10 protein-coding genes are annotated in these 12,912 nt (G+C 48.6%); all 10 read right to left on the bottom strand.

Annotated features, from left to right (window positions below; genetic code table 11):
• Positions 1 to 19 precede the first annotated feature (19 nt).
• The 10 genes from NF543_RS11800 to NF543_RS11755 all read right to left on the bottom strand — a co-directional run bounded on the left by NF543_RS11800 (position 20) and on the right by NF543_RS11755 (position 12,899).
• Positions 20 to 1,381, bottom strand: coding sequence for a DegT/DnrJ/EryC1/StrS family aminotransferase (locus NF543_RS11800; RefSeq protein WP_257668332.1), 1,362 nt, complete (start codon positions 1,379 to 1,381; stop codon positions 20 to 22).
• A gap of 104 nt (positions 1,382 to 1,485) precedes the next feature.
• On the bottom strand, positions 1,486 to 2,049 hold the full coding sequence (locus NF543_RS11795; RefSeq protein WP_257668331.1) for a DUF4468 domain-containing protein: 564 nt from the start codon (positions 2,047 to 2,049) through the stop codon (positions 1,486 to 1,488).
• A 27-nt stretch (positions 2,050 to 2,076) separates the two neighbouring features.
• Complete coding sequence (locus tag NF543_RS11790; protein WP_257668330.1) at positions 2,077 to 3,498, bottom strand: DUF4998 domain-containing protein; 1,422 nt, start codon at positions 3,496 to 3,498, stop codon at positions 2,077 to 2,079.
• A 107-nt stretch (positions 3,499 to 3,605) separates the two neighbouring features.
• Entirely contained in the window at positions 3,606 to 4,910 is a 1,305-nt protein-coding gene (locus tag NF543_RS11785; protein ID WP_257668329.1) for a DUF4959 domain-containing protein, read from the bottom strand.
• A 47-nt stretch (positions 4,911 to 4,957) separates the two neighbouring features.
• A complete protein-coding gene (locus NF543_RS11780; protein WP_257668328.1) occupies positions 4,958 to 6,916 on the bottom strand; it encodes a RagB/SusD family nutrient uptake outer membrane protein in 1,959 nt (652 codons plus the stop codon).
• A gap of 34 nt (positions 6,917 to 6,950) precedes the next feature.
• Positions 6,951 to 10,145: a SusC/RagA family TonB-linked outer membrane protein gene (locus tag NF543_RS11775; protein ID WP_257668327.1), complete on the bottom strand. Its 3,195-nt coding sequence runs from the start codon at positions 10,143 to 10,145 to the stop codon at positions 6,951 to 6,953.
• Positions 10,146 to 10,176: 31 nt separating this feature from the next.
• Positions 10,177 to 10,452: a hypothetical protein gene (locus NF543_RS11770; protein WP_257668326.1), complete on the bottom strand. Its 276-nt coding sequence runs from the start codon at positions 10,450 to 10,452 to the stop codon at positions 10,177 to 10,179.
• A gap of 208 nt (positions 10,453 to 10,660) precedes the next feature.
• Positions 10,661 to 11,308: a hypothetical protein gene (locus tag NF543_RS11765; protein WP_257668325.1), complete on the bottom strand. Its 648-nt coding sequence runs from the start codon at positions 11,306 to 11,308 to the stop codon at positions 10,661 to 10,663.
• 360 nt (positions 11,309 to 11,668) lie between these two features.
• Positions 11,669 to 12,496: an SGNH/GDSL hydrolase family protein gene (locus NF543_RS11760; RefSeq protein WP_257668324.1), complete on the bottom strand. Its 828-nt coding sequence runs from the start codon at positions 12,494 to 12,496 to the stop codon at positions 11,669 to 11,671.
• 43 nt (positions 12,497 to 12,539) lie between these two features.
• Entirely contained in the window at positions 12,540 to 12,899 is a 360-nt protein-coding gene (locus NF543_RS11755; protein ID WP_257957479.1) for a high-potential iron-sulfur protein, read from the bottom strand.
• Positions 12,900 to 12,912 lie beyond the last annotated feature (13 nt).

The following is a 12,912-nucleotide window of genomic DNA, read 5'->3' as shown; positions in this document are numbered from 1 at the left end:
ATTGCTTCCTAGACAACGACTATATCGCTTTCAGCTGATCACGATTTGCATACACCTTCTCAATCGCATTCACAATGTGGTCCATATCCTCTTTTTCAGCCAGCAACGGGCCGGAAGCCCAGATCATCGCCATTTCACTGCAGACGAGGTCACAATTCGGCAGATCCATGGCCTCCCGGTATTCTTTCAGGCGTTTTTCGCCGAACAGTTGCTTATATGATTTCAGGTTAACGATGTGATCGATCCAGGCTTCCCGGTGCAGTCCGTTCGGAATATACGGACTTAGACCGATACCTTCTGCGGCCATGACCTTCAGGAACTGTTCGCGGCTGATCCCATTAAAATGCTCTTTCTTGTATGACATCGCATACAGGTAATACGAACCGCTTTCAGTTCCCTCGTATAGTTTTTGAGACCGCAACCCTGGAAAGTCCTTCAATCGTTTGTTCAGGTACCTGGCATTTTCATTCCGCTTATGGAAGCGGTCTACGATGCTGTCCATTTGCCCTAATAAAACAGCAGCTTCAAATTCATTCATCCGGTACTTCGGGCCGATCGTTACGTGCTTTCCCTTCCGGTTCGTCCCGTGGTTCTGCACCGTGAAACACTGCTCCATGAGATCGAAATCATTTCCAATAATAGCGCCACCTTCTCCACAGGGCATTATCTTACTGCTTTGGAAGCTGAAACACCCTAAATCTCCGATAGCTCCTACGTTTTTACCGCGATAGATGGCTTGCTGCGCCTGGCAGGAATCCTCGATCACTTTCAGATTATGCTTCCTGGCGATCTCCATAATACGGCCCATGTTGCAAGGCTGCCCCATCATATGGACCGGCATAATGGCTTTGGTATTCGGAGTGATGCGACGTTCCACATCGTCCGGATCCAGCTGATAGGCCTCCGGATCCAGATCGGCCAATACCGGCAGTGCCCGGCTCGTCAGGATTGCAGAAACAGTACCCATATCCGTATATGGAGACGTGATTACTTCATCTCCAGGACCGATACCCAGCGCTTCCATACAGGTACTCAACGCCTGCGTACCGGAGCCGGTTGCCACACAGTACTTCGTATTAAGGAGCTTGGCGTATTCCTCTTCAAAAGTAGGTACGGTACCTGTTTTTGACTGGATGCGGCACCAAATACCGCTCCGTGTGGTTTCCAGCACTTTCGCTACAATCTTTTCATCCGGCTGCGGCCATTTCGGCCATGCTTTGTTGGCCCTGACCGGCTTCCCTCCCAATATAGCCAGTTTACCGGCGTCTTTAGAAAATACAGTACCATAGGATGGCACAGACGTCGCCGCAAGTGCTGCCAATGTGCCATATCCCACTTTCCCGATAAAATTTCGGCGGCTTAATTCATTTTTATCCATCATATCCGTTTAACATAAATATAAAAAAAATCATCCCCAAAAGGAATCTCATGCTACCTGTTATTGCCACCCTTTAGGGCAAACTTCCAACCGTATCGACACCAAAATCATTTGTCTGCAAAAGATGCTTCCAACTCGTTGACGATCTCATTGATCCGCGCAACCGATGCTTCTGCAACTTTATCCGAAGCCCCGCCTATCAGCATCAATGTGTATTTTTTATCGATCATAACATCTTCTCCCGAATACGCCGGCATATTGAGCTTGCGTTGAGCTTTTTCCTGCGCTTCAAAATACTCTTTCTCCATATACGTAATATCGTGAATCACCATCGCACAAGATCCATCCCGGTACCCCAACTGCAAGCTATAGGTCATATACATACCGAACGTTTGGAAAAAACTGGCACTGATACCGATATATTCAGTTATTCGGCAAACGGTATGATCATCGCTATCCATTCGAAAGGTTCCAGAATAGGGATTCAATTCGTCATTCAAAAAAGCATGTGCCCTTTTATGGAACTCTTCCTTATTTAAATCAAAGTCAAAATCGACGCTGAAAACAACTTTCCCGTCAACCGTAGGAATTGAATCTGCTGTGAATGGAACATACTGTGCGTATCCGGTCAAAGAAAGTGGAATAAAGAAGAATAAGATTAATCTTTTCATATCAACGCGTGTATCATTCCCTGTCGTTTAATCTACAATCCAAAACGTATCGGTCGTATTGAAATCATCAAACACGTAAAAATCACCGTTCTCTTCCATACACAACAATTTCGTTCCAATACTGACGATCTTTTTGAATCGATTCCAACCGCTACCCAACCGGCTTTTGGAGCCAATGGTGCCGCTCACGCTAACAGGGATACTCCATAAATAGCCATCCGCATCCATACCCAAAAGTGCCTGGTGATTAAACAACATGAGCGGCTCATATACCGCGAATCCCGTTCCTGCCGTCGTTCCGTTAGGCGCGCCCCAGGTTGCATTATTCTGCGCCAGCCAGGTTTTCAGCTCTCCCGAAGAGGTACCCGGATCCAGGGAAAAGAAGTACCCCCGGCTCGGAATAAACAGCGGAAAACTGAAGCCTGATCCCATCACATCGGCTCCCGTAGGTGTTTTAACAATGACCGCGCCATCTCCCTCAATCCGGAGCAGATGTACCGCATTGCCCGTTGTTATTCCAATAAATTTATCGTCATCGTAGAAGAAGAGATCCCGGTAGGTGGCGCGGGACACGATCCCCGCCTGGCTGCCGGTAGCTGCCAGCGATCCGTCGGCAGCCAGTGGATAGGCGAGCACCGCACCGGACGCCGTCCATTCGTACAGGCTTTCGCCGTTCCGTTCAAAGTACTTGCTTGCCATATTTCCTACAAGGGAAAGCTTCATACCCCTTTCATTGACAGCCGTAGGTGCCCTGAAGGTACTATAATCATTAAAAACCGTATCGATCCCTTGCGGCGGGAAAAAGACCGTCCGGAAGCGAAACTCGCCCCCATCCGGAAAATTCGTCAGCTCAATGCTATTGGTCTCCCGTTCAACCTGGAGTGTCCTTTCCTGACCCAGCGAATTGGTATAAATAATCTGCGAATACACCACGCTGTCACCCACGGTAGCGGGAGAAAATCCAAGTTCAAAAAGCGACTGACTATAATCAAAATCAAATGCGTTCACCGTCCTGGCGCGCAGGCCACCCGCATATTCAGATCCCCACACGGTTACGGTGGCAGTTGAATACAAGGATGTTTCCCCGTTGCCGTTCACATTGCGGAACTCAAAAAGCGTCGAGCCTTCCGGCAGGTTGTCCAGGATAACCGAATCCTTCTGTACACCCGGGCCTTGACGGACGAACTCTTTCACAATGGAATCCTGCCGCATGTTCCAATAGATGATCGTCCGCTCTACCTTGGGATCAGACCCAATATACCAGACAATTTTGGCCCGGCCAAACCCCGGAAAATACTTAACGGAATCGACTTTCCCTAAATACACCTGTTCCGCCAGCCCCGCCCACTCCTGCTGGATATCATTCATTTTATCGCATGAGGAAAACAGCAGGATAACGGATGCGAGGAAGCTCAGCGCGCCCGGAAATAGTTTATCTATCTTTTTCATTAGAATTGTGTTTTAAAATGGCAATGAAGCTTGCATGAGCTCTTATTTATTTTACTTGTGAGTAGCAGTTCATGCAGGTTTCATCTGTTTGAATTTCACTCCCATAATCAGTTTTGTGGCACCGTATTATCCCCGTAGGCTGTGAATTCTCCCATAGACCAATAGTTATTAGGTGCCGGCGGCATTAAACCGGTGATCTCGCGAACGAACAGCCGAAGGTAACGTACCGGTCTGGCGTCAAGGGGCATCTCATATTCCGTGCCGTTTGCGGCCAGGTTTAATGCGCCCTGCGGGTCCGGCGGCACCATCCGGTCAAAACGCGGAATGGCATGCCATCCTAGATATTGCCAGTCGTCTTTAAACGTATGGTCGGGTATGGGCGTCATGACATCAAGTTGATTGGCAACAGCATTACTGAAGTTACCATCACGGACACTGGTCTCATCCAGCCAGTAGGGTCGGTCCGACAGCTTCGCGAAATCGATGTCATCGGAGCCCCACAGCTCGAACTGCGTCATATTCGCCTGGCCATACACAGAATTGACATGATAACCATGGATCACAATACGGCTGAGCTTCACTACCTGCCCCAGGTCAATGGTCATGGATAAACCGTTCCCCGCACCGGGTTGGGTCAACCACCCGTGTCTACTGGTATTCACAATGTTATCCCAAAGTACGTTGATATCACGGCCTGCCAGGTTCGTCGGATTGTCATACGGTATACTCGCACGGAAGTCCACATAGGGCTTTGGAACTACCGTCTCAAAAAGCGGCGTTGTTGTTAACCAGGTGGTATCTGATATATTCCCCCATTTGTCTTCGAAGGCAACGCCGAAGGTCGTCTCCTCCGGTTCGAAGCCCCTGAAAGAGCGTCGGTCATCCTCCGTTGACGAGAAATACATTTCCCGGGTCACCAGCTCCCCCTGGTCGTCCGGCACCAACAGGCGTATACCGAATTCCGTATTTCCGGGATTTTGCCAGGAAGCTACAATTCCCCCGAATCCGGGAATCATGTTCAGGGAGTTCTTCGCTATAGTGATCAGCCCTTCCAGGGGTTCAAATTCAATCTCCAGCGGTTCCGACCGCTGTTCCTGTTTGTTGACCTTATACAGCCTGGCTTTCACCGGACTGGTCGTATTGAACCCTTCAATGGTCAGCTCATTTTTGTGAACGGACGATTTCTCGGTAAATGTTTTTCCGTTCCGTTCATACTCCGCCATGATATACAGAATATCATTATCCCGGGGTATGTCATACGTAATTGTGGCACCACCATTAATCGGTGTTACCGTATACCCAGTCAGGGGCCCTGTGCTCCAGGTTCCGCCACTTGGCCGTTTGATGTCGCTCTCCGTGCAGGTAGCCAGCATAAGCGCCAAGGCTGTGATTATAAAACTATACTTTTTCATAAAACTCATTATCTTTATAGTCATTCCAAATACATCCCTTCCGGTGTTTACCAGCCATAGGTCTGCACCAGATTGGTATTAACCCGCAGGTCGTACTGCCTGATCGGATACAGGTAATCCTTGAACGTCATTTGACGAGGCGCCGCGTAGGGGGTTGGAACATAAAACTCTTCCGTTACCAGGGTGTTCATCTTCCACGAAGTAGGGGGCAGGATCCAGAACTCCTCAGCCCGTTTCCACCGTCTGACATCCCAGAAGCGCTGGCCTTCAAACGACAGTTCGATCAGGCGTTCTCTTTGGATGATCCTGCGCATGTCATTCTTATTGCTGGGCGCACCCGGGTTAAAGGCTGCACGCTGCCACGATTCCACCACGCCATCCAGTCCGGTCTGTTCCCGGATCTTGTCAATCCAGACGTATACATCCTGGTCAGGCTGCTCCTTCACTTCGTTCAGCGCTTCCGCATAGAGCAGGTACAGGTCGGCAAGACGCAGCAGCGGAAACTGGTACTGGTACTGCGTATACACCTGGCCGGCAATGCCCCGGCTGCCTGATGACTCAAACGGAATGATTTTCTTGGGGGTGTAGGCGGCATGCCCGTTCGCCGGTCCCACTTCATTCGACCGGCTCTTGATAACCGGGCCAAATGATGCGCCACCGTTGATGGTGGTGGAAACCAGCTCGAAATAGCCCCGGTCAATGCCTAAACTGGCATAAAAGCGCGGTTCACGAAAAAAATGTAAGTATGAAGTGACCTCGCCGGTAGCGATATACGATTCATGCTTATCGCCGGGTGTCGCGCGGCGCAGGCTGAACCGGTTGTTATAATCGTAGTTCTTATCTTCGTTGATCGGCACGCCGTTATTGGTATAATATAGCTCGGCCATGTGCCAGGAGGCAGACATGTAGTTGATCAGCAGGGGCTGGTCAGTGCTGTACAATACCGGAAACGTGCTGGCCAGCATGTTTCCCAGAATGGACAGTCCGGGCCCTCCTTTCCCACTGGCAAACTGTTCCTGGGTGGCCCACAGCACGCCCGGATTCTGGTCATATTGCTCGGTTATCGCCTTCCTGACGGTCATCAGGGTCTCGAGGGTGTCGTTCATGGCAAATGTACTGGCACCACCGGCAAACTTATTGAATTCGTACAACCGGTGGCCGGTGACTTCGGCCAGGTCAATCGCCTCTTTAATGGCGACGGCAGCCCGCTCCCATTTCGAGGGATCGTACGTATTGGATATCAGCTGCTTTCCGCGGTTATCTATCCAACCGGCATAATCCTGGTTTCCGTTAAACAACGGACTTGCCGCCCAAGCCAGTGCTTTGGCTTTAATACCCAACGCAATAATTTTGGTAATCCGGCCCCGTTCGGTTGTCGGATCCAGGAGGACATCCGGTAAACCTGCTGCCGCCTCATCCAGTAGTTCCACAATGTAATCTATGCACTCGTCCACCGGCTCCCGGTATACTTTTACATCGTCAGGACTGGTAGACACCGGCAGGTTTTCTTTCACCAATACCACCGGACCATACAGCTGCACCAGGAAGAAATGGTAGTATGCTTTCAGGAATGTTACCTCGGAGATCCACCTTAACCGTTCCGTTTCGTCAATATCCCGGGGTATATGTGCATTCTCCAGGAAAATATTGCAGTCACGAATGGCAGTGTACATCGCTTTAGCGCCATTTGTGCCCGACCAGTAATCCTGATACGGGGTATTCGTATTCTGAAGACCCCTGGAAATCTGGGCTGCGGGCATCACTGCTGCCCTGCTTTCCCCTCTCCAATCGAACTCATCCCGGCTGGTGAAATAAGCCGGATAATGCCACGGATTTGTGGGGTCTGGTAAATGTGAATAACACGTTCTCATGAACTTTTCCATCACCGACCGGTTCGAGAAGGCATGATCGAGCGTGGCGGTGTCATTCGGCACTACATCCAGGTAGTTACAGCTAGTTATCCCCAATAGGAAACAGACTGCCATTATTCTGATTAAACTCTTCATTCGTAAATCGTTTATTGCCAACTTTCAGCAGTTATTAAAATTTAACATTCACACCCACGTTGAACACCCGCTGAACCGGGTAACCCAATCCCAGTCCGGCCATTTCCGGATCCCACAACTTAAACGTAGACCAGTAAAGCAGGTTGGTTCCGCTCAGGTACACCCGCATCATGTTCACATGGACTCTTTTGGTCAGTCCCTCCGGCAGGGTGTAACCCACTTCAGCCTGCTTCAGCCGTACAAACGTACCGTCACGCAGCCAGTGGGTACTTTGCTGGTTGTTATTACCAATAGCATACTCCGATAACCGCGGCCAGAACGCATAGATATCCCGGTTGGTTTCAGACCAGTGATCGTCCGCGATCAGCTGGGTCAGGGCTTTCTGCCCACGACCGGTGAATGGCGTAAGGGCAACCGGGCTGATAAAGAACGAGGATCTGCCGGAACCCTGAATGAAAAAGTTGACGTCGAATGCTTTATACCCGATCGAAAAAGACGTTCCATAGATGATTTCGGGAGTAGTCGGATGGCCGATCGGCACCACGTCGTCTGAGTTGATCTTGCCGTCGTTATTGATATCCTTATATTTGATATCACCCGCCATGTATTCCCCGAACTCCTGCACGGGCGAATTATTCACTTCTTCCGCATCGACGAACAACCGTTCGGCAATGAGTCCCATCGGCTGGCTGATTTTCAGGCCTACACGCGTACGCCAGGGAACATCGCTGTAATCCGGTTCCTCATACTGCTTGAAACGGGCGGTCGCATAGGTGAAGTTACCATTTATCGAGAACCAGAGGCCATTGGCCAGCGTTTTGTTGTATTTCATCTCCGCTTCGAATCCCCGCCCCTCAGCAACACCTACGTTGGCCTGCGGAGTACCGCGGATACCCATGGTCGTCGGGATATCCTGCCGGGTCTGCAGGATATTGCTGCGTTTTTCGTGAAAGAAATCAGCAATCAGGGTGAAGTCATTGAATAGCCCCAGCTCAATACCCAGGTTGGCTTTCCGGGCAATTTCCCAGGTGATCAGTTCATTGGCATACCGGTTGATCGTGATGCCTGAACGGGAATGGTTAACGGTACCCGGTACACCGAACGGGTACGATGCTCCAGCATTCATATCGATCTGGGAAAGATAGAAGAACCGGTCGATGTCCGAACCGATTTGGTCGTTTCCTACTTCACCATATGTTCCCCGCAGCCTCAGAGTCGTGATCTTGTCCTTCAGACCGGACATGAACGCTTCGTTGCTTATCACCCAGCTTGCTCCCACCGTGGGGAAGAAACCCCACCGGTTACGTTCTGCAAACCGCTCCGTGCCGTTTAGTCCATAGGCGAACTCCGCGTAATAACGGGAATCATACCCGTAAGCAAACCGGCCGGCTGTCGAAATATTCCTTCTTGGCAGGGCTATCTGAAGCAGATCCGCCACATCCGTAAAAACGTTAATCGTACCCGTCGCATTCCGTATCGTACCGACCAGGGAGCCACTGAGATCATGCTTACCGTTCAAAATCTTGTTATACGTTAACCGCAGCTCCCCGTACTGAGTGGCTTCGACCCTCCTGCCGCCGCCCACATAATTCAGGTATTCGGTTCCGGAGTCCGGGTTCAGCGGCAGCAGCCGGTAGGATCCATCGATGGTATTCGCCATACTGTAATAAAACGGAAACGACGAACGGGTATGGTCGTAATAGCCTTTCCGCTGCGCGTTGTATAGTCCCCAGGCCGTGAGCCCCTCTAATTTCCCGGTGAACTTATGGTCCATTTCCAGCTGCACCTGCATCATGGATTCCCTTGATTCCTGGAACGAACTGGCCAGGATAGCCCACGGGTTCGTCATGGACATCTCCGTATCCCTGCCGAAAAGGATATGCTTGGTAAACTCGTTCGCTTCATCTGCCGGGTAATAAGGGAGGAAACTCACCTGCGAGGCATTCCGTGCTGTGCGGAATACTGCGGCACCACCGGTCACGGGTCTATCATATTCGTCCCTCATATTTGGGATAAAAGGACCTGTCCGGTCGTCAAACGATCCGTAGGCACGTACCACCCCCGTTGTGGTGGGTGCAAACTTGATCGTCACGTTCGAGCGGACCTGCAACCGGTCGATATCGATGTTGTTCTTGAGCTGGTTGTCCTCACTTTCTTTAAGGATACCCTGGTCGTTCTGGTAGTTGGCCGCCAGGTAATACTGCACGGACTGGCCCCCACCGGTCAGGTTCAGGTTGATCCGCCGGTTGGTGGCCTTGTCATCGATCAGGTAGTCGTACCAGTTCACGGCCGGATACCGGAGCGGATCCAGGCCCAGTTCGGTACCCCGGATCTTCGCGGATGAATACGGCAACGGCACCATCGCATCCCGCGTCCGTACGGCTTCATTGTGCAGCCGCATATAGGTAACCGGGTCGGCCAGATCCAGCATCTTCGTATTGTACGAATTGGACTGTTCGCCTCTTACGCTGATCGTTAAGCGGTCTACACTTCCTTCTTTGGTGGTGACCAGAATCACACCGTTTGCCCCTCGCGCGCCATATAACGCTGCCGCACTGGCATCTTTCATCACGGAGAACGATGCAATGTCGTCCACATTCATTCTCGCCAGGTCATTCGCAGTCATTTCCACCCGGTCAATCAGGATCAGCGGATCCCGTTTACCGGCCGTACTGAACGACGTCACCCCACGGATATAAAATTCCGCATTGTCCAGCCCCGGTTCACCCGATCGCTGGTACGCAATCACACCGGCCACCCGGCCGGCCAACGCAGCCGTCAGGTTACTCGACGGGATCTTCAGGTCGGAAGGCTTTACCGTGGTAATGGCGGCTGACACACTTTCCTTTTTCTGTGTACCGAAAGCGGTGATGACCACTTCTTCCATCTCAGAGGCAGCCTCCTCCAGGATTACCCGCACCTCGGTCACCCCCCTGATTGGCACCTCTTTCGTCGTATACCCGACATACGAGATTTCCAATATGGCATTTTCATCCGGAACGGTGACCGTAAACCATCCACTCATGTCCGTAACGGCACCAATGGTTGTTCCCTTTACTTTGATGCTGGCCCCGATGATACCGGCTTCGTTGGCATCAGTTACGCGACCCTTAACCGTGCGTTCCTGTTGAATTGGGTTGGCTTCAATCGCACCAAGTGTAATCGAGGAGGGATATGGCAGCAGCGCTGCCATCACAAAAATAACGTATTTGTAAATTTCATTTTTCATAATTTAAAACGTTGATAGAGTAGTTAAATATTCATCGCAATAGAGTTGACATGTACTGGTGAAAGCCGTCTAACCATCTGGGCAATTTCTCCCTTTTTATTATTTCATGCACGTACCCGATACCACTAAAAAAGAAAACATACGCCCCCGTTCCAGTAGTTCGATGCTTAACGATTTCTGCCGTCAAATTTGCAGCGCCCAATGGCGGCGAAAAAAAAATCCGCATGGTCCATCTTGGTAAGAAAACAGAAAGCTTATTTCCTATTTCTACACCATAGAATTCATCTTTGTAATGTGTTTTGTTCATAATACATCGGTTTTATTATTTAAGGTGAAGATTAATAATTACGCTTATTGAATGGATCCGTCCAAATTACTTTGTTGGAACCCGTATAAGTATGATCATCATGATACTAAAACTTCATTTTAATTATCAAACTACCAAAGCCCCGATCAGGCATTGTACAATACTTACGAAAATCCACACAACAATTAAATGCGTTTTACATGCGGTTTTACAAACAAATAATATAACCGCATAAATTATTAAATGCAAATATTGGGTGCATGACAAATTGCAGTTTAAACGGCAGCTTTAGCAAAATCTTTGATTCTTTCCCACATGCCGCTTTATAGCGTATTAACAAAGCTTCTCCTTCCACCCTCACCGATTCAATCCAAGGTTTTTTCTTGAAAGGTTCATGTACCGCAAGGAACGTAGATGCTTTTCCGGAATGGCGCTGCATGATCCTGTTACGGTAGAACTTATCCAACTTGTGTTCATCTTCGCCTGCCAATCGGACTGACGGGAAACGGAAATGGAATATTTTCTTGCCTTTAGGAGATAACATATGAACCCTTAGTCCCGAATTTTTATAATGCCAGACTACCATCCAGGAAATAGTGGCTGTTCCGGCCATCACATCGTTCACATATGAATAGGCATCGGAAACAGTAAGTTCCTGAGCGGCATCATTAAATATCGTGTACGTAACCGAAATCGGTGAAAAAAGGGGATGCCCCCTATTCCCTTCACTAAAATAATGCGCAGCAGCCCCTAGGGGCACTGACAATACCATTAGTAACACGACCGCCGAATAAATCACATGCTGTTGGATAAACCGTCTTTTGCAAGCAATATTGTTGTGAAATACCCTTCTCATAAATACTTAGATTAAAGTAAAAACTATAAAAAAAAAGTATTGACGTGTACGTACACGTACATTGATAAAAAAAAGAAATTTCTAACTGGTAAGTAATTTTGTACAGCTATTTATCGATGCTAATCTCACAATTTTTCTGTAAATTAGTTGAACAATTATGGAACCTGTAATAACGAATAAACAAATTATCTTATATAGCTTACTACAACGGACTTCTCCAAAAAGCAGCTATAAATTCCAAAATCCTATCCCAACAATCTAACTGAGATTTATAAGTGGTTTACTAAAACAAATATAACAAACTAAATATAAAATCCAAATATTTTATATAAAAAAAAACATTTGGCGTAATTGGAGTGATCATGGCGGAAACGGCCGTATGCTATTCTCCAAATTACGTACTCGGATTTTTTGGCGATTTTGTTGCCTGTTTAATTCTTTTGTGATACAGTTGACCAGATTTTCAGCAATGATCCGGTGTCCTTCATCATTGGGATGAACTCCGTCGGGCAGCAACACTTCGTATCCTTCTCCATCTTTTCTGTACTCCATATACAATTTATAATTATCCGCCAAACCCGTATCGTATTTTTTCGACAGTTTCCTGACGGCTTTGACATACTGATAGAGCCTGTCATTTTGAAATGTCGGTCGTGGAAATGACAATGGGCTGGGAGCCGTCAAAATGACAATGGTGCCTTTTCGTTGCAAACGCTCCACCATGTATGCCAGATTTTCCTGGTATTTGGGCACATTTATACGTGATGTTCCGTTTGGTGTATTTTCATCGATATAGGCATCATTTGTCCCAAATCCGATAATCACAATGTCCGGGTTGTGAGCTAATACGTCTGTTTCAAATCGTTCAAGTCCATGCTTTACCTTGGCAAAATCATTATCAGCAAGGGTTCCAGTATGACTGCTTCCCACACCCGAATTGACGACTTCGCATACAATTCCCTTAGCTGCCAGCAGCGCTGGCAAACGTTGCGCGAAAACTTGATCAACGGATTTTCGGGGTGCAGTAATGGAGTTGCCGAATGCAACAATTTTTACCATCGATTGCTGGCTTAACGGTGAGTGTATTGCTCTCTTTGCCTCAGCTCGGTTTGGCCGATCCGCTGAAAAGGCAATTCCACTAAAAAGCATGGAGATCATCAACCCGGTAGTCGTAAATAATTTGCTCATCAGTGTTGTTTAATTTCCGTACGAGAGACCATGCACCGATCCGTCACTGTTGCCTTGGCACCCAATACGTACAGGTTCCTTCTGCTTCGATTGGTCCTGCAAATAACGTACACCCCCCACAAGTTTGATTTTCTTTCGGTGGGAGCCAGAGATTACAATACTGGCACTGCGTATCTTCCGCAGGAGATTTTTCGACATATCCCAATTTCTTCCTGGTTTGAAAATCACCCTCAGTCAATTTTGAAAAATCACCACAGTTGCCACCGAACCGGTCACTGGCTTCTTTACCGTTTTCCTGGCTTCTCTTATTTCCTCCTTTGCAAGCACTTAAGACTGTACTTCCAGCAAGGAAGTAGAACCCTGTAGCAATCAATTTATGTAAAAAATACCGTCGCGTATTCATTGGTCTCTCCATT

This window comes from Parapedobacter tibetensis, assembly GCF_024704835.1.
GTDB lineage: Bacteria > Bacteroidota > Bacteroidia > Sphingobacteriales > Sphingobacteriaceae > Parapedobacter > Parapedobacter tibetensis.
This window is presented reverse-complemented; position numbering and strand designations above follow the sequence as displayed.